The sequence below is a fragment of the Photobacterium sp. Hal280 genome (assembly GCF_037162255.1).
Taxonomy (GTDB): Bacteria; Pseudomonadota; Gammaproteobacteria; order Enterobacterales; family Vibrionaceae; genus Photobacterium.
Map to the genome: position 1 here is coordinate 83,599 of NZ_JARLUO010000002.1, position 26,088 is coordinate 109,686.

The following is a 26,088-nucleotide window of genomic DNA, read 5'->3' on the forward strand; positions in this document are numbered from 1 at the left end:
GTTAAACCTGCTCTTTATCTTTCGGGTTTTTCTGTGGCTCAGCGGCCTCTTTTTTATCCGCCAGCGACTTTTGCTCAAAATCGGCATCGGCCTTATGCTTCGCTTCGTCGTCGTCACTCAGGGCTTTTTTAAAACCTTTGACCGCCGACCCTAAGTCACCCCCCATGGAGCGTAACTTTTTGGTGCCGAATAATAAGACGATGATCAGGGCAACGATTAAGAGTTGCCAGATACTGATTCCACCCATGTTTACCTTTCCTCAATAAGATTCATAAAACGCGGTGCCGCCCAGCAGCACAGCCGTTATTTTGTGTAAGCCCGCCAGCCAAACAACCAGCACATCGCGCCGGCTGTGGCCAATACGACCGGATAAACATCCACCTGATTACCAAAAAGTATGGCAGAGCATATAATCAGCGTCGCCCCAACCCCAAAGCAGAATCTGGCCTGGGCTTGCTGACGACGGCTGGTCATGAAATTGTCGTACAGTTTATCAATCCGCTGATTCATCACCTTGCCCTGGCGCAAACTGTCATAAAGAAGTTCCGGTAATTCGGGTAACTTCTCCGCCCAGAAAGGGGCCTTGTCCCGCACTGCGCCAATAATGGCCTGCGGCCCGACCTGGCGTGACATCCAGTCTTCCAGAAACGGCTTGGCGGTATCCCAGAGATCCAGCTGCGGATACAGCTGCCGGCCTAACCCTTCGACATACAGCAGGGTTTTCTGCAGCAGCACCAGCTGAGGCTGGACTTCCATATTAAAGCGCCGTGCCGTATTGAACAGGTTCAGCAGCACGTGGCCAAAGGAGATGTCTGCCAGCGGTTTCTCGAAAATCGGCTCGCACACGGTACGAATCGCAAATTCAAATTCGTCGACATTGGTATCGGGCGGCACCCAGCCTGAATCCACATGCAGCTCAGCCACTTTGCGGTAATCCCGGTTAAAAAACGCCAGCAGGTTTTCAGCCAGATAGCGCTTATCTTCGCGGTTCAGCGTCCCGACAATCCCAAAATCCAGCGCAATCCACTGTGGATCAACCGGGTTCTTATGCGACACAAAAATATTGCCCGGATGCATATCCGCATGAAAGAAGCTGTCACGAAAGACCTGAGTGAAGAACACATTCACGGCTTTTTCCGACAGCAGCTTCATGTCTGTGCCATTGGCTTTCAGCGCCTCGACATCAGAAACCTGGATACCATAGATGCGTTCCATGACAAGAAGATTACTGTGCGAATAATCGGTAAAAACTTCAGGTACATAGAGTGAGTCACTGCCGTCAAAGTTACGTCTGAGCTGAATGGCATTGGCCGCTTCACGCATCAGATCCAGCTCATCAATTAAGGTTTTTTCATATTCCCGGATCACTTCTACCGGTCGCAGCCGACGTGCCTCTGGCATAAAGCGAGACAGCAAACGGGCCATCCGGTACATGAGTTTGATGTCGGCCTGAATCACAGGCAGGATGTCCGGACGGATCACCTTGAGCACCACTTCCCGACCGTTCTCTTTCAGTGTAGCAGTATGGACCTGAGCAATAGATGCCGAGGCCAGCGGCGTCTGATCAAAATCAGCAAACCAGGTATCCAGCGGCCCACCTAACGATTTTTCAATCTGCTTTCGGGCCAGGGCACCGTCAAAAGGGGCCACCCTGTCCTGCAGCAACGCCAGCTGATCAGCAATATGCGGCGGAAACAGGTCACGTCGGGTCGACATCATCTGACCAAACTTCACCCACACCGGCCCCAGCGTTTGCAACGCCAGCCGCAGACGCTCACCCAAAGGTTTGTCCGGATGCTGGTTGCGGATCCAGAACAGGCTCTTGCGCATCAGCTTCGGCAGCCGGGTCCGCGGGTCGTCCGGCAATAAATCGTCCAGCCCGTAACGCAGCTGGACGGCAGTGATCTGGTACAGGCGCTTAATTTCAGAAAAACGGCTCATGGGCTATCAGGTCAGGCTAGTGGGTTGCGCCAGCCGTTCAGCCAGCTTGTGAATCCGGGCTTCCAGACGGGCCAGCTGCGAAGCGGCTTCATCGACCTGGTCGGCAAAATGCGCAATTTCCAGCGCCGGCGGGGCCAGCCGCCATTCTTCTGTGACGATTTCGCCCAGATCGCGGCGGCGTTCACCGAGCAGGTGCTGCAGTCCGGCCAGCTTGTGCCGGGCGCCGCTCACGACGCTATGGGCCACCACATCGCCCGTGTAGCGAGACAAGCGTTCCGCCACATCCGGTTTGAGGCCGCTGAGCAGCGCAGAAAACTGCTGGGCCAGCTGAATATCCCCTTCCAGGGCCAGTTTATCGGCTTTAATCAACTGGGTGAGATTAGCCTGCTCTCGCAGTTCAGGCAGCGCGGCCAGACTCAGGGCCAGACGGCAGTCCGCCTCGCCTTCATACGCGGCCAGCACGTCAATTTGCTGACTGAACACAAAGAACAGCTGCTTGCCGAAATCGTTTATCTGCACACTGATCACTTTGCCACGCAGACGCGCCAGACGGCGCTGGCTGGCTTCTTCATCTTTCAGCAAAGCATTCAGGGCGGTTTCCACCACGCCGGTGACTAACGCATCAACTGGCATCCGGACCTCAGAATTTATAACCACGGTGCAGGGCAACAATGCCGCCCGTCAGGTTATGGAAGCTGGTTTGCTCGAAACCGGCTTCCTGCATCATCCCCTCCAGAGTGGCCTGATCCGGGTGCATACGGATAGATTCCGCCAGATAGCGGTAGCTGTCCGCATCCCCCACCACCATTTCACCCACGCGTGGCAAAATGTGGAACGAATAGGCGTCATAAATTTTGGACAGCGGGGCAATGACCGGCTTGGAAAATTCCAGCACCAGCAGGCGACCGCCCGGCTTGAGTACACGGAACATGGAGCGCAGCGCTTTGTTTTTGTCGGTCACGTTGCGCAGACAGAAACTGATGGTAATGCAGTCAAAGTAGTTATCCGGGAACGGCAGCTCTTCGGCGTTGGCCTGCACATAGGCCACGTTGCCGACAATACCGCGATCACGCAGTTTGCTGCGGCCCACTTTGAGCATAGAATTATTGATGTCCGCCAGCACCACCTGACCGTCTTCACCGACCATGCGCGAGAACTTGGCCGCCAAATCACCGGTACCGCCACCCAGATCCAGCACCCGGTGACCCCGACGCACGCCGCTGCAATCCACGGTGAAACGCTTCCAGATACGATGGATCCCCATCGACATCAGGTCGTTCATCAGATCGTACTTGTCCGCTACCGAGTGAAACACTTCCGCGACCAGCTGCGCTTTCTCATCTTTAGCGACCTTACGGTAACCAAAATCAGTGGTTTGTGTGGGTTCAGTCATGCTCGTTCCATCAATTCTCATCTAATTGCCGTAGTTTACTTGAAGCGCTCAGGTGTGTCATTCACCGTCTCGGCCAGCCTGTGGGCAGTATCACTGTCACGCTGCGCCTGCTCGGTCAGCGCCGCCGGTAAATCCCGTTTCACCTCCACGCCCAGCTGCTTGAAGCTTTCTGCCTGGCGGATAATATTGCCCCGTCCGCTCGCCAGCTTGTTCATGGCGCCCTGATAGCTCTGGCTGGCTTTCTCCAGTGCCGTGCCGATATTGTCCATATCGGCGACAAACAGCCGCAGCTTGTCGTACAACTTGCTGGCCCGTTCTGCGATCTGTTTGGCATTCTGATTCTGCCTTTCATTGCGCCACAAGTTATTGATGGTGCGCAAAGCCACCAGCAATGTGGTCGGGCTGACCAGCATAATATTGCTGTCCATGGCATCACGGATCAGCGCAGGATCGGCTTCGACCGCGACCTGAAACGCCGGTTCCACCGGGATGAACATCAGCACATAATCCAGACAGCGGACGCCGTCCAGCTGATGGTAGTCTTTGCGGCTCAGGCCGCGAATATGGCTGCGCAGCGAGACCAGATGATCGCTGAGGGCTTTGTCGCGCTCCGCCTGGCTCTCGGCATGAAAATAGCGCTCGTAGGCGACCAGCGACATTTTGGCATCGACCACCACGTCTTTCTCCTGCGGCAGGTGCACCACCACATCCGGCTGATAGCGCTTGCCGCTGCTGTCTTCCAGGTTCACCTGGGTGTGGTATTCATGCCCTTCCCGCAGGCCGGACTCGCTCAGCACCCGCGCCAGCACCACTTCGCCCCAGTTGCCCTGGGCTTTGTTATCCCCTTTCAACGCCTGGGTCAGGTTGACGGCCTCACGGGCCATCTGCTCATTGAGCTGTTTCAGGCTGTTGATTTCGTGGACCAGGGTATGCCGCTCTCTGGCCTCATGACTGAAGCTGTCATTGATCTGCTTGCGAAAGCCTTCCAGCTGCTCTTTGAGCGGGCTGAGCAGGCCATCCAGGCTCAGCTTGTTCTGCGCGTCCACGCTGCGGCTTTTTTGCTCAAACAGCCGGTTGGCCAGACTCTCAAACTGCTGCTGCAGCCGGTTTTCGGCATTTTCCAGTAGGGCGATTTTCTCCTGCGCCGCCTTTTGCTCTTCTCGGTAGCGGGTTTGCAGCTCACGTAAATCAGCAGCCAGGCCGGATTCCGCCTGCCGGGTTGTCTCCAGCCGCTCGGTCAGTTTCAGATTTTCCTGCCGCAGGGTTTCCAGGTAACGCAGCTTTTCTACCGCCGCCGCCAGCCGGGCGTGCATCTGCCGCAGCTCATTACTGAGGCGATCGCGCTCGACATCCAGGCTGTCCAGCTCCTGCTGCTGCTCTTGCAGATCGTGGCGCAACTGCTGCTCCTGCTGCCGGGCCAGCCGGGTTTCTGCATCCAGCTGCTGCTGCCAGATCGCCGCATGCTGCCGTAAACGTCCCTGAAACCACAGGGCCGTGGCACCGCCGGCGGTCGTCGCCCCGGCAATCGCAGCCGCCAGCCACTGACCATTCTCACTGAGCCATTCACCCATCATCAATCTGTTTCCTGCATGCTTTTGTATTGATACGATAAGGCTAAAAAGATACTGGATAAATGTCCAGATATTGTCATCAGTTCAGGCATCGCTGATGCCGACGTTCAGACTGGCTGAGTCAGCGCAAATGGCATAAACTGACCCCTTTATGATGACGGGCAGCGGTTCACCCTGCCGGTCACACGGACACCAGCAGCAGGAAGCCGCAGTATGCAGGAAAAAAAGCGATCGGGTTCGGCCTCGCCGCCGTGCTCTTATGGTCAACCGTCGCCACCGCCTTCAAAATCACTCTGGATTATTTTTCACCAATCCAGATGGTGGCGGCGGCCAGTACGGTCTCCGCCCTGGCCTTGCTCGTCATCGCCGGCACTCAGGGCAAACTGAACCAGCTGCTGCCGACCCTGCGCGCCCGCCCGCTGTATTACCTGATGCTCGGGCTGATCAATCCCTGCATCTATTATCTGGTGCTGTTCAAAGCCTATGATTTGCTGCCGGCCTCTCAGGCCCAGCCGCTCAACTACAGCTGGGCGATCACACTGACGTTGATGGCCGCACTGTTTCTCGGTCAGAAAATTCGCCCGCAGGACTGGGTCGCCTGCCTGTTTGGTTATCTGGGGGTGGTGGTGATTGCCACCCAAGGCGACATCATGGCCTTGCAGTTCGACAGCCCGCTGGGGGTGGCTCTGGCGCTGGTTTCCACCTTGCTGTGGGCACTGTTCTGGATACTCAACACCAGAAACCAGGCCGATCCCGTGGTCAGTGTGTTGCTGGGCTTTGTGCTGTCGCTGCCTTTTTCCGTCGGTCTGAGCCTGTACATGGGCGGCTGGCAGCCGATTCCCTGGCAGGGCTGGCTGGCCGTCAGTTATGTCGGCCTGTTTGAAATGGGGATCACCTTCGTGCTCTGGCTCAATGCCATGAAACTGACCCGCAATACCGCCAAGCTGAGCAATCTGATTTTCCTGTCGCCTTTTATCTCGCTGATCCTGCTGGCGACCATTATCGGTGAAACCATTCATCCGGCGACCCTGGCCGGACTGGTGATGATCATCATCGGCCTGCTGATCCAGCAATGGCGCGGAAAAACCAAAGCCAACGACGCCAGCGCTTCGTGCTGATCCCTGACCTGCAACCGAAAAAAGGCCTGTCACCACAGTGACAGGCCAAGCGAGAGTTCAAAAGGGTTGTCGAGACCCTGCGCCTTTGCGGCGTCTAGTTATGAGCGAAAACATCGGACGCTGCCGCTTAATCCTGCGCCGGCGCCGGATGCCACTGGCGGCCTTTGCGCGATAACAAAATCAGCAGTCCGGGCAGCAGCATCAGCATCTGAAACGTCAGCAATAATGGCGGTGACAGCTCCATCCGCTGGGTCAGGCTGACCATCAGGCCGGCACCGCTCATCTGAAACAGACCCAGCATCGCCGCTGCGGTACCCGCTCTGTCACCAAAGGGCGCCAGCGCTTTACCGGCCGCCGAGCCAAGGACAAAAGCAAAACCAAAGGAGCTCATAAAAATCGGCACCATAAAGGCCCAGGCTGCAGCAATCTCTTTCAGTGCCAGCATCATCACGCCCGAAACCACCAGCATCGCCAGACCCGACATCAGGGTGCGGCGGGTGCCCATCTTATCCATGCATTTCGGCGCGACCATGCAGGCGATAATGTTCAGCACCGCATTGACACCGAACCAAGCGGTAAACTGCCCCATATCCAGGCCCAGATGCACCATCAGCCACATCGGCGCTGAGGTCACATAGGCCAGAATCACCGCCATCGCCAGCATAGACATCGAGGCATGAAAGACAAACACCGGCTCGCGCAAGACAGAAAAATACCGTGACGGACTGAACATCGCGCCGCTGACCAAAGTCTCTGCCGGACGGGTTTCGCGGAAGAACACGCTCAGCAGCGCACCGGCCACCAGCGCAAAACCGGCCATAAAGCTGAAGTTGGCACGCCAACCAAACTCATGGGTCAGCCAGGATCCCAGCAGAGGCGCCAGCGCCGGAATAAAGCAAATTGCGCCGTTCAGGTAACTGATCATCCGGCCGCTACGTTCCGGGCCGAAGCTGTCACGGGCCGCCGCAAACGCAGCCACTGAGGTGGCACAGGCGCCGAAGCCCTGCAAAAAGCGCGCGAGCAGCATGATATCCAGCGACTGGGCGGTATAGGCCAGTGCAGAGCTGAAGGCATAGACTGTCACACCGGCCAGCGCTATCGGGCGACGGCCGAAGCGATCGGCCAGCGGGCCGGCAAAAACCTGTCCCAGTCCTAAACTGAACATGAACCAGGTGACTGTGTCCTGCACCAGCGTCGGGTCGACGGCAAAGCTGTCCGCCATTGCAGGCAAAGCAGGCAGATAAATATCGATGGCCAGCGGGCTAAACAGCACCAGCAGGACCATGAGCGCCACAATACGGCGGGGAGACGTTGTTGGTTCAGGCTTCATTCACTCGGTTTCCTATCAGAAGACGGCGCCAGTCTAAGGCCTTCGTGATATGAATCAAAATGGTTTATATTCACTACTAAGATTCCATATCGGAATATCACTGTGAAGGTAACGGACACAATATGACTGTGGATAAATTAGCCCGCCTCGATCTCAACCTGCTGGTCTGCCTCCATGTCCTGCTGCAGGAATGCAGCGTGACCCGGGCAGCCCAGCGTTTGTTTCTCAGCCAGTCGGCGGTGAGCAAAAGTCTGGCCCGGCTGCGTGAGCAATTCGACGATGCACTGTTTGTCCGCAGTGCCCACGGCCTGCTGCCGACCCCGCGCGCCAAAATGCTGCAGCCTGTACTGGAGAAACTGCTTCAGGATATTGAGAACCTGACCGAACCGACCGAGTTTGTGCCGCAAAACAGCCACCGCCACTTTAAAATGTCGCTGGTCGAAAGCGCCTATCCGCTGCTGATGCCGCGTTTTCTCGGCGAAATCTTCAGTCAGGGCCCCAACATACTGCTCGATACCCAGGCCTGGGAGCCAGACACCTTCGACAAGATGCTGCGCGGGGAAATCGACTTTGGTATTACCGGCAAGGATCTCAATCCGCACGACGCCCAGCTCACCCTGATGCCGCCCAAAGGGATCATTTTTCAGGAACTTCACCGCGATACCCAGCGCTGTATTGTCCGCCCCGGCCATCCTGTGCTGGCACTGGTGGAGCAAGGTGAATGGACTCAGGCCAATTATCTGCTGCAGCGTCATATTCAGGTGCGCTGCGGCCGCGATGACCGCTGGCTGCTGGATTACAAACTGGCGGAACAAGGCCTGCAGCGCGATATTGCCATGTATGTGCCAGACTTTAATAGTGCCGCCAGTTTGTGTACCCACACGGATCTGATTTTTACGGCGCCGAGCCATTTTGCCGACTATGTCGCCGCGCAGCTCAACCTGGTGGTCCTGCCGCTGCCGACCCCGCTGCCGGCCATGGCCTACACCCTGTTCTGGCCACAGCATCAAGAGAATGATCCTGGCCATTGCTGGTTACGGCAGATAATCATTAACGGATGCCGCGAATTGTCCAGTCGATAATTGCAGCGGCTCTTTAAAAGCGCTACCGTTACCGGATCGGCCTGCTGCTGCCGTCAGGGTGACCAAGGGGCAGGTGCAGAGCATCCCCCGTTCGGATGACAACAACACAAAGGAATACAGACAGATGCAATCAGTGATCTCACAACGCGTGGCACAGATTCGCCAGTGGCTGGAAGCAGAACAGCTTGACGCCCTGGTGATTCCGCATGAAGACGAATACCTGGGCGAATACATTCCCGACCACAACGAACGCCTGTTATGGGCCACAGGGTTTACCGGCTCGGCCGGCGCGGCGGTGATCGGCCGTGACAAAGCGGCCATGTTCGTCGACGGCCGCTATGTGGTGCAGGTTCGCAAGCAAGTGCCGGGCGAGGTGTTTGAATACCGTCATCTGATCGAAGAGCCCCCGATGCACTGGGTGCAAGCGCATTTGCCGGCCGGCAGTAAAATTGCGGTTGATCCTCGGCTGCACAGCGGCGCCTGGCTCAAACGCGTCCAGCAAAATATCGGCAACGATCTGGAACTGGTGCTGCTCAGCAGCAACCCGATCGACAACCTGTGGGACGACCGTCCGGCTCCCACCCTGTCGGATGCCAGACTGATGGGGCTGGAGTATGTCGGCCAGAGCAGCAGCGAGAAGCGTGCCCAGATTGCCGCCAGCCTGCAGAAACAAAAAGCCGATGCCGTGCTGCTGACCCAGCTCGACAGCATCGCCTGGCTGCTGAACGTGCGCGGCAGCGATGTGCACTGCCTGCCGGTGCTGCTGTCCGCGGCAATTCTGCATCAGGACGCCAGTGTCGATTTCTTTATTGATCAGGCCCGCCTGCCTGCTGAATTTGCAGCACATGTTGGTGACGGTGTCCGCGTTCAGGCGCCGGAAACCCTCAAACACAGCCTGGAAGCCCTGAACGGCAAGCGGGTTCTGCTGGATCCGGCCACCAGCAATGCCTGGGCCGGACAGACACTGCACGACGCCGGTGCCGTCATTATCGAAGGTAGCGACCCCTGCATGCTGCCAAAAGCGGCGAAAAATGCCACGGAAGTGGCCGGTATGAAAGCCAGCCACATCCGCGATGGTGTTGCCGTGTCCAAATTCCTCGCCTGGGTCGACCGCCAGGTCGCAGCCGGCAAACTGCTGGACGAAGCCACGCTGGCCGATCAGCTGTGGCAGTTCCGCATCCAGGATCCGAGCTGTACCGATGTCAGCTTTGACACCATTTCTGCGGCCGGCGGCAACGCGGCCATGTGTCATTACAATCACAACAACCAGCCTGAGCCGGGCGTCTTGCAAATGGACAATGTCTATCTGGTCGACTCAGGCGGTCAGTACCCGGACGGCACCACAGATATCACCCGCACCATTGCCATTGGCAATCCTGACGCCGAAGTGAAGCAGACCTTTACCCTGGTGCTGAAGGGGCATATTGCACTGGCGACGGCCCGCTTCCCCCGCGGTACAACCGGCTCACAGCTTGATGCGCTGGCACGTCAGCATTTGTGGGCCCATGGTTTTGATTTCGACCACGGCACAGGCCACGGTGTCGGCCATTTCCTTAATGTGCATGAAGGGCCGCAGCGTATTTCAAAAGCACCGAATCCAACCGCACTGCTGCCGGGCATGGTACTGTCCAACGAACCGGGCTATTACCGCGCCGATGCATTTGGTATTCGCATCGAAAACCTGGAACTGGTGGTGGAAGTGGCAACCGAGGGTGACATGACAGTGCTGGGCTTCGAGTCGCTGACCCGTGCCCCGATTGACCGCCGCCTGGTGGATCTCAGCCTGCTGACCGAGACAGAACTCAACTGGCTGAACCGTTACCATCAAACCGTGTTCGAGGTGATCAGCCCATCACTGCAGGGCGAGGATCTGAGCTGGCTGCAGCAAGCCACGGCACCGCTCAGCCGTTAATCCGGTCACGCGATTTCATCCTCTGAGCCCGGCCATCTGTGCGCCGGGCTTTTTTATCACTGCCAGGCTCACACTTCAGTCAATCAACCCCATAAAAGCCAGATAACCAGCAACAATCCCCACTATTGACTGTTTTCACAACATAATAATGCCGTTAGCATCTCCGATGAAATTATATTCACTAATATTCATAAGGTTATGCGATGAAAAAGTATCTTCTCACTGCTGCATTAGGCTGTTTGTCCTTTGCCACTTTCGCCAATACCAACCCGCACCTGGACAGCTATACCAAGTCAGTCAGTCAAACATTAAGCAAAGGCCAGCGAGTCAACGTGACCGTTAATTTTTCCCTCCCTGCGGACCGACGCCATCTGGTCACACTGGGCTTTGATAACAACCAGCCCAACGCCATGGACTGTAAAATCAGTATTTACAATGCCGCCAGCCAGCGACTGCATTATCTGGACTGTCGTCCGGGCTGGGGAGAATTGCATTTTGATACGCCAAACGAGTATTACCAGAATGGCTACCGTGCCGTTATTTCCCTCTATAACGCCGATTTCAGTAAGCCGAGCCAGCGCTTCGACGGCAACTTTCGCTTTAACTTTGGCGAAAGCAGCAGCATAGACAATGATCGCCTGCCGACCTGGTGGAAAAAACCTATGAGGTTGTCGGGCTGGATGCCTATACCGACTATGATGGTGACGGTTTTACTCTGATGCAGGAATATTTCGGTAACAGCAAACCCAACGACGCCACCAGCTTCCCGGATCACGATCCGGTGATCGATTTTGATGAGACGCTGACGGCAGGCACCTCAATCTATGCCGGTTTCGGCACGCCTGTGACCAAATGGCTGGAAATCACGCCTTACAACAATAAAAAAGTGAAGTCGCTGGAACTGATGGTCGATACCACAGCCAATGCGCGAAATCAGTCTGTCGTGGCCTTCTTCTACAACGAAAACAATGAACGGATTTACCCCACTTACCTGAAATATCCCTCCGGCAATCTGTCGGTCTTTTTTGATCAGCCAGTTGAAGTCCAGACGCTGAAAGTGGAGCTGACGGCCCGTCATTACTCGTCCGGTATCACCGCCCGCTATGACGCCAAAGTCAATGCGGTCTTTACCGAATAAATCAAAAAAATCAGGCTGATGGTTCCATCAGCCTGATTTTGTTATCAACACAAACCCGAGTACCGACTTAAAGCGGCAGTCCGGAATACGCGTGATGCCAGTCTTTCCACACCACCTCAAAACCGTGTTGCTTCACCGCATCAGCAACCTCAGCTACGGCACGTTCATCACTGATCGCAAACTGCTCCAGCTCAGGCTCATCATCGGCATAGCCGCCAGGCTGAGTTTTGGAGCCCGCCGACATGCTGGTGATCCCTAATGGCAACACGTTATCGCGAAAATGCGGCGATTCCCGGGTCGACATGGACAGCTCGACTTCAGGATTAAACAGCCGGTAGGCACAAATCAGCTGCACCAACTGGCGGTCGCTCATCACGGATTTCGGCTCCAGGCCGCCCGTGCAGGGGCGCAAGCGCGGGAAGGAAATCGAATAACGGCTCTGCCAGTAGGTGCGTTCAAGATAGTCCAGATGGCTGGCGGTAAAAAAGCAGTCGGTGCGCCACTCTTCCAGCCCAATCAGGGCACCAATGCCGATTTTGTCGATCCCGGCACGGGCCAGTCTGTCCGGCGTGGCCAGCCGGTATTCAAAATCCATTTTATTGCCGCGCAGATGGTGTTTTGCATAGGTCGGGGCACTGTAGGTTTCCTGATACACCATGACCGCATCCAGCCCCAGGCTTTTCAGCTCGGCGTACTCGTGCTGATCCAGCGGCTGCACTTCCATCGACAGATAACTGAAGTGACGCTTAATTGCCGGCACACATTCGCGGAAATAGGCCATGCCGACCTTGCGTTCATGCTCTCCGGTGACCAGAAGCACGTTGTCGAAGTGCAGCGCCTTGATCGCCGCGCATTCGCGCTCAATCTCGTCAAGATTTAACGTCCGGCGCTTGATCTTGTTTTCCATGGTAAAGCCGCAATAGGTGCAGCTGTTGGCACAGAGGTTCGACAGGTACAAAGGGACATAAAACCCGATGGTGCGGCCAAACCGCTGCCGCGTCAGCGCGGCCGACTGCTGCGCCATCTGCTCAAGATACGGCTCTGCCGCAGGCGAGATCAGCGCTTTAAAATCCTCCAGATCGCGCTTGCGCTGACGGAGCGCCCGCTCGACATCCGCGGCCGTTTTGCTGTAAATCGACATCCGGACATCATCCCAGTTCAGCTGCCGCCATACATCAACATAACTCATGGCGTCTCCTTACGCGCTGGCGTCTAAAAACGCAGTGAGCGGGCTGGACGCCACTGCATGACTGACGGTACCGGCCAGGCCAGCTTCGTACGCCATCCGGCCGCTCTCCACGGCCAGTTTAAAGGCCAGTCCCATGGCAACCGGATCCGCCGCTGCCGCAATCGCCGTATTGACCAGCACGGCATCGGCACCGCGTTCCATGGCTTCAGCCGCATGAGACGGTGCGCCGATCCCGGCATCCACAATCACAGGCACCCGGGCCTGATCGATAATGATGTCGAGGAAATCCCGTGAGGCCAGCCCTTTATTAGAACCGATAGGGGCGCCCAGCGGCATCACAGCGGCACAGCCGACTTCCTCCAGCCGCTTGCACAACACAGGATCGGCATGGCAGTAGGGCAGTACTATGAAACCCTGTTGAACGAGCGCTTCCGCGGCCATCAGTGTTTCAATCGGATCCGGCATCAGGTATTTGGGATCCGGATGAATTTCCAGTTTCAGCCAGTTGGTGCCCAGTGCTTCACGGGCCAGCTGGGCGGCAAAAATCGCTTCTTTCGCATTCTTGGCTCCCGAGGTATTGGGCAGCAGGTTAACCCCCGCCTCGCGCAGCAGGGCAAGAATGTCGTCATCCCGGTTATCAATATCGACTCGTTTCAGCGCCATAGTCACCAGCTCAGAGCCGGATGTAATAATTGACCGGGACATCACGTCCCGGCCGGCATATTTGCCGGTACCGGTGAACAGTCGGGATGAAAAGGTTTTATCGGCAATGGTCAGCATGTCAGCCTCCTGCTATGGCTTGAAACAAGGCGATTTCATCGCCGTCATTGAGCCGCTGATCGGCCCAGAACTCGCGGCCCAAAATGGCCTGATTGAGCGCAACGGCCGTCGCATCCAGCGGCAGGGCCAGCTGCTCCAGCAACTGCTGCAGCGAACTTTGCGCCGCCAGCGACATGGCTTTATCGTTCACCAGAACGGTTATTGTGGTCATAGAGATTCCTTACTGCATACAGGACATTGAGGGTTGGCTGGCAAGGCAAACTGCTGCCATTGCAGGGTGAGGCCGTCAAATTGGCGGAACTGACGGGCACAGAGATCGCCGCTGCCGGTGATGGCTTTCACCGCCTGCAGCGCCTGAAAGGTCCCCATAATGCCCACCACAGGTCCGGCAATGCCGGATTCACTGCAGTTCTGCGGGGCTTTCATTTCGCCGTTCGGAAACAGGCAGTGGTAACACGGCCCCTGCCGGGTGCGAAAATCAAAGCTCATCAGTTGCCCCTGCCAGCGTATCGCTGCCGCCGAAATCAGCCGTTTGCCGTGTTCGAAGCAGGCCTGATTAATGGCATGACGACTGGCAAAGTTATCGGTGCAATCCAGCACCACGTCCGCCAGGCTGATTTCCATCGCCAGTTGCAGCTTGGCCAGCCGGGCCGTCACTGCGCGGGCACGGATCAGCGGATTGAGCGCCTTGACCTGCGCCACGGCGGCCTGCGCTTTGCTCTCACCCTGATTGTCATCACGGTAGATAATCTGGCGCTGCAGGTTAGAACGCTCAACCTTGTCGCCATCGGCAATCACCAGGCTGCCAACCCCTGCCGCTGCCAGATATAAGGCCGCCGGGGCGCCAAGCCCACCGGCGCCGATAATCAGTACTCTGGCCTGTTGCAGGGCCTGCTGGCCCTGCTCACCGATTTCCGGTAGTTGCACCTGACGCTGATAGCGCAAAAAAGACTCGTCTGTCAGCATGGCTCCCTCACCAGCTTGTCAGCAAAGGCTGCCAGTACCTGCGCTGTATCCGGGGCGGCGGTCACGGCGCGCACTACAGCGACACAGGACACACCGGTCTGCCAGACATCCGCAACATTGCTGAGATCAATACCGCCAATGGCAACCGTCGGGTAACGGCCGGCCACAGTGGCCAGATGCTCTTTTAACTGGGCGATCCCCTGCGGCGGGGTCGGCATGTCTTTGGTCGGGGTCGGGAAAATATGGCCGATCGCTACATAGCTGGGTGCCAGGGCCAGACCGCGTTGCAACTCCGCCGCGGTGCGGGTTGACACCCCCAGGCGGATATTGGCCTGGCGCAGCGCATCCAGATCGGCGATAGCCAGATCGTCCTGCCCCAGATGCACACCGTAAGCTCCGTGTCTGAGCGCCAGTTGCCAGTAGTCATTAATAAACACCTGAGCGTTATATTCCCTCCCCAGACGAATCGCTTCAATAATCTGCGCTTCCAGCTCAGGATGGGCCGGATCTTTGATCCGCAGCTGAACGGTTTTCACTCCCAGCGGCAGCAATCTGGCAATCCAGCTGACATGGTCAACCACAGGATAGAGCGGCCCGATGCCGCCCGCCATCACAGGAAATGACGTTTGCATCACCTCACTCATGCCTGCTCTTCCTCATGGGTTTTGGCCTTGTGGTAGAGCTCGCTGCCCTTGTCACGAAATTCCTCCGCTTTCTGGCGCATCCCTTCCAGCGGATCATCGAGCATGTGAATCACCTGGGCATCTTCCTGCGCTTTGGCGTAATCCCGTACTTCCTGAGAGATTTTCATCGAACAGAATTTCGGCCCGCACATCGAGCAGAAATGGGCCACTTTGCCCGATTCCTGCGGCAGGGTTTCATCATGGAATGCACGTGCAGTATCCGGGTCCAGTCCGAGATTGAACTGATCCTCCCAGCGGAATTCGAAACGGGCTTTGGACAGCGCATTATCACGCACCTGTGCGCCTGGATGGCCTTTGGCCAGATCAGCCGCGTGGGCACACAGCTTGTAGGTGATCAGGCCGGTTTTAACATCGTCTTTGTTCGGCAGGCCCAGGTGTTCCTTGGGGGTGACATAGCACAGCATGGCACAGCCAAACCAGCCAATCATGGCGGCCCCTATGCCAGAAGTAATGTGATCGTAACCCGGGGCAATATCGGTAGTCAGCGGGCCTAAGGTATAAAACGGCGCTTCATGACAGTGCTTGAGCTGCTCATCCATGTTTTCTTTGATCAGGTGCATGGGCACATGTCCCGGCCCTTCAATCATCACCTGGACATCGTACTCCCAGGCCACTTTGGTCAGCTCGCCTAAAGTGCGCAGCTCACTGAACTGGGCTTCATCATTGGCATCAGCGACAGAGCCGGGACGCAGGCCGTCACCCAGCGACAGGGAGATATCGTACTGAGCGCAGATCTCACAGATGTCACGAAAATGCTCATACAGAAAGCTTTCTTTGTGGTGCGCCAGACACCATTTCGCCATGATAGAGCCGCCGCGGGAAACAATCCCAGTTACCCGCTTGGCGGTCATAGGGACAAAGCGAAGCAGCACACCGGCGTGGATGGTAAAATAGTCAACGCCCTGCTCGGCTTGCTCCAGCAAGGTGTCGCGGAAAACTTCCCAGGTCAGGTTTTCAGCCACGCCATTGACCTTCTCCAGCGCCTGATACATAGGAACCGTGCCGATAGGCACCGGGCTGTTGCGGATGATCCATTCGCGGGTTTCGTGAATATTTCGGCCCGTCGACAGATCCATGACGGTATCGCCGCCCCAGCGGGTCGACCACACCAGTTTTTCCACTTCTTCTTCAATGGAAGAGCTCACGGCTGAATTACCGATATTCGCGTTGACCTTGACCAGGAAGTTGCGGCCAATGATCATCGGCTCGGATTCCGGGTGGTTGATGTTCGACGGAATAATCGCACGGCCTTCCGCGACTTCCCGGCGCACAAACTCGGCAGTGATGTCTTTCGGCAGATTGGCACCAAAGCTGTGTCCCGGGTGCTGCTGGTTCAGCACCTCATCACGGTACTGAGCACGGCCCATGTTTTCCCGGATCGCGATATATTCCATTTCCGGGGTGATAATGCCCTGCCGGGCATAGTGCATCTGAGTCACACACTGACCCGCTTGAGCACGGCGTACACGAGCTCGGTGGGCAAAACGCAGCTCTTCAAGTGTGTCGTCGGCCAGACGTTCTTTGGTATAGGCGGAGCTCAGCTCATCCAGCAGTTCGGTATCGCCGCGTTCCTCAATCCAGCTTTCACGCAGTGCCGGCAGGCCGTTATAGATATCAATGGTTTGATCTGGGTCGGTATAAAAGCCTGAGGTGTCATACACTCGAATCGGCTCGTTAGGCTCAAAGATAGGATTATTTTTATCGCCGCCGATCAGAGAATCGGCCTGAGCGATTTCACGCATACCGACACGGATATCATCCCGGCTGCCGGTGACATAGACTTTACGGGAATTGGGGTAGGCTTGGGTGGTGAGTGAATCAATGAATTGTTTCGCTTCCAGTCTCGCTTGCTTGCGACTCGACATAGCAATTTCCTTTTTCAAAGTTAGGGAAGTTGCTTGACGGATGGGCGCGTAAACAAGAGGCGGACACATGTAGGGCGTGTCGCATCGTCTGATACAGCAGCAGTACGCTAAAGGTACAGCTAGGCAGAAGATTTTCTCTTGTTCCCTTCGCAGATACTAATCTGATCAGGTTCAACGGATCCCGCAATGCGGTCTCAGCCAGTTGGCACTCCGACAAGTTTCAGTCAAAGAGTATAAGGAAGCATCACCCGCTCAGCAAGTCGTCTTTTTCATCCCCACACCACTACAGCGTTTTCTGCTGGCAGATCAGCACATCACACTTCAGGTGCTGCGCCAGCTCATAACGTATATCACCCAACCAATGGATGCCAGGTTTGTAGTTCCCCGTGATCACTAAATCGGCTTTCATCATCTTCCCCAAAGCAATCAGATGTTTGGCAACATCGCCATCGGCCAGATGAATCGCCGCAACCGGACGTGGAGAATGCTTTGCCAGATCAGACAACTGAGCCATTCTTCTCAGCTCCTGCTCGTTATGTGCCTCATCAAGCTGTAAATCGATATCCAGAAAGCTGACATTCCCGACCCCAGGCTCCACATAGGCCAGATGCAGATCCGCATTGTTTTGCTCTGCAATCACGCCTGCTTTTGCAACCAATTGTTTTACATTCAAATCATCCGGGTTGATTGCCAGTAAAATGGTATGGTACATACCCATAATCGTCTCTACTCCTGCTAGGATTAGTGCACAATGTAAACCATCATGTGAAAAAGCACGTCGCTTTGTGGTATCAGGCTTTCACCCTGTCTTTTCACCATAGCATGTAATGATTCTGTCACCATCTGGGCTTTCTATGAACCAACTGATTATTCTGGGCTATGTGGCCATTGGCGGGGCGATCGGCGCCTGTTCACGCTATCTGATTGCTGAACTCTCGGTGATTTTATTGGGCAAGGGGTTTCCGTACGGGACACTGGCCGTCAATATCATCGGCTCCTTAATTATGGGGATGCTAAGCTCGGCACTGAATCAAGGCATGATAGAGGCGACACCTTGGCGTCCATTGATAGGACTTGGCATGCTGGGAGCGCTAACGACCTTCTCCACCTTTTCAATGGATAACCTCATATTGCTTCAGCAAGGCGCCTATATTAAGGCTGGCTTGAATATGATGCTGAATTTAACTCTGAGCCTGTTTGCCTGCTTCGTGGGATTTCAGTTGCTACAGCGTGGGTAAGCAGGTGAATGGTCAATAATATCTTCAAGGACGTGAGATCCACTGCAAATCCCCGCAGATGCTCATCACCACGGACATAGAGACATAAAAAAACGCTGGATAACAAGGTTTCTAAGACTACAGTGGATGACGAAGCAACCGGCTGGCGTTCCAGACGCCGACATCAGCGCAACGCGCTGACCTTCAGAAACGACAAAGCCCCGTCCGGAGACGAGGCTTTTGTATTTGGCAGGGGATGACGGATTCGAACCGCCGACATTCGGTTTTGGAGACCGACGTTCTACCGGACTGAACTAATCCCCTAGAATTGGTAAGTATTGTATACAGCTGAACGAGAATTACCAGCCCTTGCGCCTGAAAATGACTGATTACTTTATCGATCGACTATTAAAACATCAACAACTTGCAATGCGCGTGATCTTAAGATGTTGCACATCACATTCACCAACCAATCAACTCACTCAGCAGATCCATAATCCTGAAAAAGCAAAAAGGCCACCCGATTAGGGTGGCCTTCTTTAAAAGGAAGCCTGGCGATGTCCTACTCTCACATGGGGAGACCCCACACTACCATCGGCGCTGCTGCGTTTCACGTCTGAGTTCGGCATGGGATCAGGTGGGTCCGCAACGCTATGGTCGCCAAGCAAATGCTTTCTCTACCGCCCGCAGGCGATAAATCACAATCTCGGAAATCTGACTAGTGTTCTCAGCACATCATTCAAGTGCTCATGGAGTCCGTAAAACCCCTTGGGTGTTGTATGGTTAAGCCTCACGGGCAATTAGTACAGGTTAGCTGAGCGCCTCACAACGCTTACACACCCTGCCTATCAACGTTCTAGTCTCGAACAGCCCTTCAGGAGGCTTAAAGCCTCAGGGATGACTCATCTCAGGGCTCGCTTCCCGCTTAGATGCTTTCAGCGGTTATCGATGCCGAACTTAGCTACCGGGCAATGCGTCTGGCGACACAACCCGAACACCAGCGGTTCGTTCACTCCGGTCCTCTCGTACTAGGAGCAACTCCCTTCAATCATCCAGCGCCCACGGCAGATAGGGACCGAACTGTCTCACGACGTTCTAAACCCAGCTCGCGTACCACTTTAAATGGCGAACAGCCATACCCTTGGGACCGACTTCAGCCCCAGGATGTGATGAGCCGACATCGAGGTGCCAAACACCGCCGTCGATATGAACTCTTGGGCGGTATCAGCCTGTTATCCCCGGAGTACCTTTTATCCGTTGAGCGATGGCCCTTCCATTCAGAACCACCGGATCACTATGACCTGCTTTCGCACCTGCTCGAACCGTCATTCTCGCAGTTAAGCGGGCTTATGCCATTGCACTAACCTCACGATGTCCGACCGTGATTAGCCCACCTTCGTGCTCCTCCGTTACGCTTTGGGAGGAGACCGCCCCAGTCAAACTACCCACCAGGCACTGTCCGCACCCCGGATAACGGGGCGACGTTAGAACATCAACACGACAAGGGTGGTATTTCAAGGACGGCTCCACAGATACTGGCGTACCTGCTTCGAAGCCTCCCACCTATCCTACACATGTAGGGTCAATGTTCAGTGCCAAGCTGTAGTAAAGGTTCACGGGGTCTTTCCGTCTAGCCGCGGGTACGCAGCATCTTCACTGCGATTTCAATTTCACTGAGTCTCGGGTGGAGACAGCGTGGCCATCATTACGCCATTCGTGCAGGTCGGAACTTACCCGACAAGGAATTTCGCTACCTTAGGACCGTTATAGTTACGGCCGCCGTTTACCGGGGCTTCGATCAAGAGCTTCTCCGAAGATAACCCCATCAATTAACCTTCCGGCACCGGGCAGGCGTCACACCGTATACGTCATCTTTCGATTTTGCACAGTGCTGTGTTTTTAATAAACAGTTGCAGCCACCTGGTATCTGCGACTCTCAGCAGCTCCATCCGCGAGGGACTTCACCGCCAAGAGCGTACCTTCTCCCGAAGTTACGGTACCATTTTGCCTAGTTCCTTCACCCGAGTTCTCTCAAGCGCCTTGGTATTCTCTACCCGACCACCTGTGTCGGTTTGGGGTACGATTGCTTATTATCTGAAGCTTAGAGGCTTTTCCCGGAAGCATGGCATCAATGACTTCATCACCGTAGTGACTCGACATCGGGTCTCAGCCTTAGTGCAGAACCGGATTTGCCTAATTCTGCAGCCTACACCCTTGAACCAGGACAACCGTCGCCTGGCCCACCTAGCCTTCTCCGTCCCCCCATCGCAATAATAAGCAGTACGGGAATATTAACCCGTTTCCCATCGACTACGCCTTTCGGCCTCGCCTTAGGGGTCGACTTACCCTGCCCCGATTAACGTTGGACAGGAACCCTTGGTCTTCCGGCGAGGGGGTTTTTCACCCCCTTTGTCGTTACTCATGTCAGCATTCGCACTTCTGATACGTCCAGCATGCCTTACAGCACACCTTCAACCGCTTACAGAACGCTCCCCTACCCAATACGATAAATCGCATTGCCGCAGCTTCGGTGTATCACTTAGCCCCGTTAAATCTTCCGCGCAGGCCGACTCGACCAGTGAGCTATTACGCTTTCTTTAAATGATGGCTGCTTCTAAGCCAACATCCTGGCTGTCTGAGCCTTCCCACATCGTTTCCCACTTAGTGATACTTTGGGACCTTAGCTGGCGGTCTGGGTTGTTTCCCTCTCCACGACGGACGTTAGCACCCGCCGTGTGTCTCCCGGATAGTACTTACTGGTATTCGGAGTTTGCAAAGGGTTGGTAAGTCGGGATGACCCCCTAGCCTTAACAGTGCTCTACCCCCAGTAGTATTCGTCCGAGGCGCTACCTAAATAGCTTTCGGGGAGAACCAGCTATCTCCAGGTTTGATTGGCCTTTCACCCCTAGCCACAAGTCATCCGCTAATTTTTCAACATTAGTCGGTTCGGTCCTCCAGTAAGTGTTACCTCACCTTCAACCTTGCCCATGGCTAGATCACCTGGTTTCGGGTCTAATCCCAGCAACTGTACGCCCAGTTAAGACTCGGTTTCCCTACGGCTCCCCTATACGGTTAACCTTGCTACTGAAATTAAGTCGCTGACCCATTATACAAAAGGTACGCAGTCACACCACGAAGGTGCTCCTACTGCTTGTACGTACACGGTTTCAGGTTCTTTTTCACTCCCCTCACAGGGGTTCTTTTCGCCTTTCCCTCACGGTACTGGTTCACTATCGGTCAGTCAGGAGTATTTAGCCTTGGAGGATGGTCCCCCCATGTTCAGACAGGATAACACGTGTCCCGTCCTACTCGTTTTCACGCTTAAAGCATCGTCGGTTACGGGGCTGTCACCCTGTATCGCGGCCCTTTCCAGGGACCTTCACCTGACACTAAAAACGCTTAAGGGCTAATCCGGTTTCGCTCGCCGCTACTGCCGGAATCTCGGTTGATTTCTCTTCCTCGGGGTACTTAGATGTTTCAGTTCCCCCGGTTCGCCTCACCAGGCTATGTATTCACCTGATGATAACTGCTTATGCAGCTGGGTTTCCCCATTCGGAAATCGGTGACTCAAGTGGCTCTTACTGCCTCATCACCGCTTATCGCAAGTTAGTACGTCCTTCATCGCCTCTGACTGCCCAGGCATCCACCGTGTACGCTTAGTCACTTAACCATACAACCCCAAGAGGTTTCGTATGTTCAAACAACCAAGGTTGTGTCTCTGACAAAGAGACAATTGGTTTATTCGCCGGACTCATGTTGTCTTCACCGCAGTGAACACAACGAACACAAGACACTTGAATGTGTATTGCTTGAGAACTCTGTTTCTCTCGAAACAGTTTGTATCCAATCTCTAGGATTGAATTTACTAGTCAGCTTTCCAGATTGTTAAAGAGCATGTGAATTATCGACAGATAACCACTTTGTAACCACACTCGCCTTGTGCAAGGGAATGTACTTAAAGAGTGGTGGAGCTAAGCAGGATCGAACTGCTGACCTCCTGCGTGCAAGGCAGGCGCTCTCCCAGCTGAGCTATAGCCCCATCGAGTATTGCAAGAGTGTTGAACCACTGCATTTGGGAAGACAGTGGTGGGTCTGAGTGGACTTGAACCACCGACCTCACCCTTATCAGGGGTGCGCTCTAACCACCTGAGCTACAGACCCTTCTCTTGCGCTCTTAACGATTTCGACCAGGCAATCTGTGTGGACACTGCGTCAGCGACACAGTCTTTAGGTAAGGAGGTGATCCAGCCCCAGGTTCCCCTAGGGCTACCTTGTTACGACTTCACCCCAGTCATGAACCACACCGTGGTAAACGCCCTCCCGAAGGTTAAGCTATCTACTTCTGGTGCAGCCCACTCCCATGGTGTGACGGGCGGTGTGTACAAGGCCCGGGAACGTATTCACCGTGGCATTCTGATCCACGATTACTAGCGATTCCGACTTCATGGAGTCGAGTTGCAGACTCCAATCCGGACTACGACGTACTTTGTGGGATTCGCTCACTATCGCTAGCTTGCCGCCCTCTGTATACGCCATTGTAGCACGTGTGTAGCCCTACTCGTAAGGGCCATGATGACTTGACGTCGTCCCCACCTTCCTCCGGTTTATCACCGGCAGTCTCCCTGGAGTTCCCACCCGAAGTGCTGGCAAACAAGGATAAGGGTTGCGCTCGTTGCGGGACTTAACCCAACATTTCACAACACGAGCTGACGACAGCCATGCAGCACCTGTCTCAGAGTTCCCGAAGGCACCAATCCATCTCTGGAAAGTTCTCTGGATGTCAAGAGTAGGTAAGGTTCTTCGCGTTGCATCGAATTAAACCACATGCTCCACCGCTTGTGCGGGCCCCCGTCAATTCATTTGAGTTTTAATCTTGCGACCGTACTCCCCAGGCGGTCTACTTAACGCGTTAGCTCCGAAAGCCAGTGTTCAAGACACCAACCTCCAAGTAGACATCGTTTACGGCGTGGACTACCAGGGTATCTAATCCTGTTTGCTCCCCACGCTTTCGCATCTGAGCGTCAGTCTTTGTCCAGGGGGCCGCCTTCGCCACCGGTATTCCTTCAGATCTCTACGCATTTCACCGCTACACCTGAAATTCTACCCCCTCTACAAGACTCTAGCCTGCCAGTTCCAAATGCGATTCCGAGGTTGAGCCCCGGGCTTTCACATCTGGCTTAACACGCCGCCTGCATGCGCTTTACGCCCAGTAATTCCGATTAACGCTCGCACCCTCCGTATTACCGCGGCTGCTGGCACGGAGTTAGCCGGTGCTTCTTCTGCAGCTAACGTCAAAGATGGCATCTATTAAACACCAACTCTTCCTCACTGCTGAAAGTGCTTTACAACCCGAAGGCCTTCTTCACACACGCGGCATGGCTGCATCAGGGTTTCCCCCATTGTGCAATATTCCCCACTGCTGCCTCCCGTAGGAGTCTGGACCGTGTCTCAGTTCCAGTGTGGCTGATCATCCTCTCAGACCAGCTAGGGATCGTCGCCTAGGTGAGCCGTTACCCCACCTACTAGCTAATCCCACCTGGGCCAATCTTAGCGCGCGAGGCCCGAAGGTCCCCCGCTTTGCTCCGTAGAGATTATGCGGTATTAGCCATCGTTTCCAATGGTTATCCCCCACACTAAGGCATGTTCCCAGGCATTACTCACCCGTCCGCCGCTCGCCGCCCATCAACGCACCCGAAGGATTGTTGATGTCGCTGCCGCTCGACTTGCATGTGTTAGGCCTGCCGCCAGCGTTCAATCTGAGCCATGATCAAACTCTTCAATTAAAGTTTTGTTGCCTTCCCGAAGGAAAGCGGCTCAGTGATTACTGATGTTTCAACCGAAGTTGAAACGAATTGACTGTGCCGGTAACCCTTTTATAAAAAGTGCTACCAATTGGTCACTCAGTTCACTGATAAATCTTTGATGACTGTATCATTGTCGAGTGCCCACACAGATTGCATGGTCAAATTGTTAAAGAACGTTGACTTTCAATGCGTTAGCACTGTGTGCTTCCGCCAGTCAGGACGCGTATAATACGCTTCCCTCGTTTCAAGTCAAGACAAAATTTTCATCTTTTTTCATCCCGGTCTGTCCCGGCCTGAAAGCAAAAAACTCTGTGTTGACTCCGCTCCCACCCGAAGGTCGGGAGCGAAGAAAAGCCCGTCGCCGGACGGACTTTTCAAATAGGAAGCCTGGCGATGTCCTACTCTCACATGGGGAGACCCCACACTACCATCGGCGCTGCTGCGTTTCACGTCTGAGTTCGGCATGGGATCAGGTGGGTCCGCAACGCTATGGTCGCCAAGCAAATGCTTTCTCTACCGCCCGCAGGCGATAAATCACAATCTCGGAAATCTGACTAGTGTTCTCAGCACATCATTCAAGTGCTCATGGAGTCCGTAAAACCCCTTGGGTGTTGTATGGTTAAGCCTCACGGGCAATTAGTACAGGTTAGCTGAGCGCCTCACAACGCTTACACACCCTGCCTATCAACGTTCTAGTCTCGAACAGCCCTTCAGGAGGCTTAAAGCCTCAGGGATGACTCATCTCAGGGCTCGCTTCCCGCTTAGATGCTTTCAGCGGTTATCGATGCCGAACTTAGCTACCGGGCAATGCGTCTGGCGACACAACCCGAACACCAGCGGTTCGTTCACTCCGGTCCTCTCGTACTAGGAGCAACTCCCTTCAATCATCCAGCGCCCACGGCAGATAGGGACCGAACTGTCTCACGACGTTCTAAACCCAGCTCGCGTACCACTTTAAATGGCGAACAGCCATACCCTTGGGACCGACTTCAGCCCCAGGATGTGATGAGCCGACATCGAGGTGCCAAACACCGCCGTCGATATGAACTCTTGGGCGGTATCAGCCTGTTATCCCCGGAGTACCTTTTATCCGTTGAGCGATGGCCCTTCCATTCAGAACCACCGGATCACTATGACCTGCTTTCGCACCTGCTCGAACCGTCATTCTCGCAGTTAAGCGGGCTTATGCCATTGCACTAACCTCACGATGTCCGACCGTGATTAGCCCACCTTCGTGCTCCTCCGTTACGCTTTGGGAGGAGACCGCCCCAGTCAAACTACCCACCAGGCACTGTCCGCACCCCGGATAACGGGGCGACGTTAGAACATCAACACGACAAGGGTGGTATTTCAAGGACGGCTCCACAGATACTGGCGTACCTGCTTCGAAGCCTCCCACCTATCCTACACATGTAGGGTCAATGTTCAGTGCCAAGCTGTAGTAAAGGTTCACGGGGTCTTTCCGTCTAGCCGCGGGTACGCAGCATCTTCACTGCGATTTCAATTTCACTGAGTCTCGGGTGGAGACAGCGTGGCCATCATTACGCCATTCGTGCAGGTCGGAACTTACCCGACAAGGAATTTCGCTACCTTAGGACCGTTATAGTTACGGCCGCCGTTTACCGGGGCTTCGATCAAGAGCTTCTCCGAAGATAACCCCATCAATTAACCTTCCGGCACCGGGCAGGCGTCACACCGTATACGTCATCTTTCGATTTTGCACAGTGCTGTGTTTTTAATAAACAGTTGCAGCCACCTGGTATCTGCGACTCTCAGCAGCTCCATCCGCGAGGGACTTCACCGCCAAGAGCGTACCTTCTCCCGAAGTTACGGTACCATTTTGCCTAGTTCCTTCACCCGAGTTCTCTCAAGCGCCTTGGTATTCTCTACCCGACCACCTGTGTCGGTTTGGGGTACGATTGCTTATTATCTGAAGCTTAGAGGCTTTTCCCGGAAGCATGGCATCAATGACTTCATCACCGTAGTGACTCGACATCGGGTCTCAGCCTTAGTGCAGAACCGGATTTGCCTAATTCTGCAGCCTACACCCTTGAACCAGGACAACCGTCGCCTGGCCC

The 26,088-nt window shown here is 55.0% G+C and carries 19 protein-coding genes, 3 tRNA genes, 5 rRNA genes and 1 riboswitch; of the genes, 6 read left to right on the top strand and 21 right to left on the bottom strand.

Going from position 1 to position 26,088, the window contains the following annotated elements:
* Position 1 precedes the first annotated feature (1 nt).
* From tatA to rmuC, 5 genes are read right to left on the bottom strand one after another with little or no spacing between them, the layout of a single operon-like run.
* A complete protein-coding gene (gene tatA, locus P4S53_RS07265) occupies positions 2-247 on the bottom strand; it encodes a Sec-independent protein translocase subunit TatA (protein ID WP_337112141.1) in 246 nt (81 codons plus the stop codon).
* Between the two features lie 56 nt (positions 248-303).
* Positions 304-1,941, bottom strand: a complete 1,638-nt coding sequence (gene ubiB / locus P4S53_RS07270; protein ID WP_337112142.1) for a ubiquinone biosynthesis regulatory protein kinase UbiB — start codon at positions 1,939-1,941, stop codon at positions 304-306.
* Between the two features lie 6 nt (positions 1,942-1,947).
* Positions 1,948-2,574, bottom strand: coding sequence for a ubiquinone biosynthesis accessory factor UbiJ (locus P4S53_RS07275; protein WP_337112143.1), 627 nt, complete (start codon positions 2,572-2,574; stop codon positions 1,948-1,950).
* A 7-nt stretch (positions 2,575-2,581) separates the two neighbouring features.
* Entirely contained in the window at positions 2,582-3,334 is a 753-nt protein-coding gene (ubiE, locus tag P4S53_RS07280) for a bifunctional demethylmenaquinone methyltransferase/2-methoxy-6-polyprenyl-1,4-benzoquinol methylase UbiE (protein WP_337112144.1), read from the bottom strand.
* Positions 3,335-3,369: 35 nt separating this feature from the next.
* Positions 3,370-4,905, bottom strand: coding sequence for a DNA recombination protein RmuC (gene rmuC / locus P4S53_RS07285; RefSeq protein ID WP_442958645.1), 1,536 nt, complete (start codon positions 4,903-4,905; stop codon positions 3,370-3,372).
* Positions 4,906-5,135: 230 nt separating this feature from the next.
* Here rmuC and P4S53_RS07290 point away from each other — a divergent pair, with 230 nt between their 5' ends.
* Positions 5,136-6,023 carry a DMT family transporter gene (locus tag P4S53_RS07290; RefSeq protein ID WP_337112163.1) on the top strand — a complete coding sequence of 296 codons (888 nt, stop codon included), beginning with the start codon at positions 5,136-5,138 and terminating at the stop codon, positions 6,021-6,023.
* 127 nt (positions 6,024-6,150) lie between these two features.
* On the opposite strand, the gene P4S53_RS07295 is transcribed toward P4S53_RS07290, so the two are convergent.
* Entirely contained in the window at positions 6,151-7,353 is a 1,203-nt protein-coding gene (locus P4S53_RS07295; RefSeq protein ID WP_337112146.1) for a multidrug effflux MFS transporter, read from the bottom strand.
* Positions 7,354-7,475: 122 nt separating this feature from the next.
* On the opposite strand from P4S53_RS07295, the gene P4S53_RS07300 reads away from it, so the two are divergent.
* The 4 genes from P4S53_RS07300 (at position 7,476) to P4S53_RS07315 (ending at position 11,485) form a co-directional block, all read left to right on the top strand.
* The gene (locus P4S53_RS07300) at positions 7,476-8,435 is read left to right on the top strand and encodes a LysR substrate-binding domain-containing protein (RefSeq protein WP_337112147.1); all 960 of its coding nucleotides are present in this window, start codon (positions 7,476-7,478) and stop codon (positions 8,433-8,435) included.
* A gap of 124 nt (positions 8,436-8,559) precedes the next feature.
* Positions 8,560-10,347: an aminopeptidase P family protein gene (locus P4S53_RS07305; protein WP_337112148.1), complete on the top strand. Its 1,788-nt coding sequence runs from the start codon at positions 8,560-8,562 to the stop codon at positions 10,345-10,347.
* A 203-nt stretch (positions 10,348-10,550) separates the two neighbouring features.
* Positions 10,551-11,066, top strand: a complete 516-nt coding sequence (locus P4S53_RS07310; RefSeq protein WP_337112149.1) for a hypothetical protein — start codon at positions 10,551-10,553, stop codon at positions 11,064-11,066.
* On the top strand, positions 10,997-11,485 hold the full coding sequence (locus tag P4S53_RS07315; protein WP_337112150.1) for a hypothetical protein: 489 nt from the start codon (positions 10,997-10,999) through the stop codon (positions 11,483-11,485). The genes P4S53_RS07310 and P4S53_RS07315 overlap by 70 nt, the downstream gene beginning before the upstream one ends.
* Positions 11,486-11,552: 67 nt before the next feature.
* On the opposite strand, the gene thiH is transcribed toward P4S53_RS07315, so the two are convergent.
* From thiH to P4S53_RS07350, 7 genes are all read right to left on the bottom strand, one after another.
* Positions 11,553-12,674, bottom strand: coding sequence for a 2-iminoacetate synthase ThiH (thiH, locus tag P4S53_RS07320; protein WP_337112151.1), 1,122 nt, complete (start codon positions 12,672-12,674; stop codon positions 11,553-11,555).
* 9 nt (positions 12,675-12,683) lie between these two features.
* A complete protein-coding gene (locus tag P4S53_RS07325) occupies positions 12,684-13,454 on the bottom strand; it encodes a thiazole synthase (RefSeq protein ID WP_337112152.1) in 771 nt (256 codons plus the stop codon).
* A 1-nt stretch (position 13,455) separates the two neighbouring features.
* Complete coding sequence (gene thiS / locus P4S53_RS07330; protein WP_337112153.1) at positions 13,456-13,665, bottom strand: sulfur carrier protein ThiS; 210 nt, start codon at positions 13,663-13,665, stop codon at positions 13,456-13,458.
* Positions 13,662-14,420, bottom strand: a complete 759-nt coding sequence (locus P4S53_RS07335; RefSeq protein ID WP_337112154.1) for a HesA/MoeB/ThiF family protein — start codon at positions 14,418-14,420, stop codon at positions 13,662-13,664. The genes thiS and P4S53_RS07335 overlap by 4 nt, the downstream gene beginning before the upstream one ends.
* Positions 14,414-15,064: a thiamine phosphate synthase gene (thiE, locus tag P4S53_RS07340; RefSeq protein ID WP_337112155.1), complete on the bottom strand. Its 651-nt coding sequence runs from the start codon at positions 15,062-15,064 to the stop codon at positions 14,414-14,416. Before thiE ends, P4S53_RS07335 begins: the two co-directional genes overlap by 7 nt.
* Positions 15,061-16,989 (bottom strand): phosphomethylpyrimidine synthase ThiC, encoded by a 1,929-nt coding sequence (gene thiC, locus P4S53_RS07345; RefSeq protein WP_337112156.1) that lies wholly within the window; start codon positions 16,987-16,989, stop codon positions 15,061-15,063. The genes thiE and thiC overlap by 4 nt, the downstream gene beginning before the upstream one ends.
* A 125-nt stretch (positions 16,990-17,114) precedes the next feature.
* Positions 17,115-17,212: riboswitch (TPP riboswitch) on the bottom strand.
* Positions 17,213-17,272: 60 nt separating this feature from the next.
* Entirely contained in the window at positions 17,273-17,707 is a 435-nt protein-coding gene (locus tag P4S53_RS07350; RefSeq protein WP_337112157.1) for a universal stress protein, read from the bottom strand.
* Between the two features lie 136 nt (positions 17,708-17,843).
* Between P4S53_RS07350 and crcB the strand changes: the two genes are divergently transcribed.
* Complete coding sequence (gene crcB / locus P4S53_RS07355; RefSeq protein ID WP_337112158.1) at positions 17,844-18,227, top strand: fluoride efflux transporter CrcB; 384 nt, start codon at positions 17,844-17,846, stop codon at positions 18,225-18,227.
* 226 nt (positions 18,228-18,453) lie between these two features.
* Here the strand turns inward: crcB and P4S53_RS07360 are convergent.
* From P4S53_RS07360 to P4S53_RS07395, 8 genes are all read right to left on the bottom strand, one after another.
* Positions 18,454-18,530: transfer RNA gene (locus P4S53_RS07360), tRNA-Trp, on the bottom strand.
* 225 nt (positions 18,531-18,755) lie between these two features.
* Positions 18,756-18,871, bottom strand: a 5S ribosomal RNA gene (gene rrf, locus P4S53_RS07365).
* Positions 18,872-18,985: 114 nt separating this feature from the next.
* Positions 18,986-21,876: ribosomal RNA gene (locus P4S53_RS07370) — 23S ribosomal RNA — on the bottom strand.
* A 293-nt stretch (positions 21,877-22,169) separates the two neighbouring features.
* Positions 22,170-22,245: transfer RNA gene (locus P4S53_RS07375), tRNA-Ala, on the bottom strand.
* 45 nt (positions 22,246-22,290) lie between these two features.
* Positions 22,291-22,367, bottom strand: a tRNA-Ile gene (locus tag P4S53_RS07380).
* Positions 22,368-22,438: 71 nt separating this feature from the next.
* Positions 22,439-23,989: ribosomal RNA gene (locus P4S53_RS07385) — 16S ribosomal RNA — on the bottom strand.
* Between the two features lie 406 nt (positions 23,990-24,395).
* Positions 24,396-24,511 (bottom strand): 5S ribosomal RNA (rrf, locus tag P4S53_RS07390).
* A gap of 114 nt (positions 24,512-24,625) precedes the next feature.
* Positions 24,626-26,088, bottom strand: a 23S ribosomal RNA gene (locus P4S53_RS07395); the annotation flags it as partial.

Bases quoted from the DNA above. Each gene is read 5' to 3' on its own strand.
- P4S53_RS07335 (WP_337112154.1), bottom strand. From the start codon at position 14,420: ATGCTGACAGACGAGTCTTTTTTGCGCTATCAGCGTCAGGTGCAACTA.
- P4S53_RS07325 (WP_337112152.1), bottom strand. From the start codon at position 13,454: ATGCTGACCATTGCCGATAAAACCTTTTCATCCCGACTGTTCACCGGT.
- P4S53_RS07350 (WP_337112157.1), bottom strand. From the start codon at position 17,707: ATGGGTATGTACCATACCATTTTACTGGCAATCAACCCGGATGATTTG.
- P4S53_RS07275 (WP_337112143.1), bottom strand. From the start codon at position 2,574: ATGCCAGTTGATGCGTTAGTCACCGGCGTGGTGGAAACCGCCCTGAAT.
- P4S53_RS07295 (WP_337112146.1), bottom strand. From the start codon at position 7,353: ATGAAGCCTGAACCAACAACGTCTCCCCGCCGTATTGTGGCGCTCATG.
- thiE (WP_337112155.1), bottom strand. From the start codon at position 15,064: ATGAGTGAGGTGATGCAAACGTCATTTCCTGTGATGGCGGGCGGCATC.
- tatA (WP_337112141.1), bottom strand. From the start codon at position 247: ATGGGTGGAATCAGTATCTGGCAACTCTTAATCGTTGCCCTGATCATC.
- P4S53_RS07310 (WP_337112149.1), top strand. From the start codon at position 10,551: ATGAAAAAGTATCTTCTCACTGCTGCATTAGGCTGTTTGTCCTTTGCC.
- rmuC (WP_442958645.1), bottom strand. From the start codon at position 4,905: ATGGGTGAATGGCTCAGTGAGAATGGTCAGTGGCTGGCGGCTGCGATT.
- ubiB (WP_337112142.1), bottom strand. From the start codon at position 1,941: ATGAGCCGTTTTTCTGAAATTAAGCGCCTGTACCAGATCACTGCCGTC.
- crcB (WP_337112158.1), top strand. From the start codon at position 17,844: ATGAACCAACTGATTATTCTGGGCTATGTGGCCATTGGCGGGGCGATC.
- thiC (WP_337112156.1), bottom strand. From the start codon at position 16,989: ATGTCGAGTCGCAAGCAAGCGAGACTGGAAGCGAAACAATTCATTGAT.
- thiS (WP_337112153.1), bottom strand. From the start codon at position 13,665: ATGACCACAATAACCGTTCTGGTGAACGATAAAGCCATGTCGCTGGCG.
- P4S53_RS07300 (WP_337112147.1), top strand. From the start codon at position 7,476: ATGACTGTGGATAAATTAGCCCGCCTCGATCTCAACCTGCTGGTCTGC.
- thiH (WP_337112151.1), bottom strand. From the start codon at position 12,674: ATGAGTTATGTTGATGTATGGCGGCAGCTGAACTGGGATGATGTCCGG.
- ubiE (WP_337112144.1), bottom strand. From the start codon at position 3,334: ATGACTGAACCCACACAAACCACTGATTTTGGTTACCGTAAGGTCGCT.
- P4S53_RS07305 (WP_337112148.1), top strand. From the start codon at position 8,560: ATGCAATCAGTGATCTCACAACGCGTGGCACAGATTCGCCAGTGGCTG.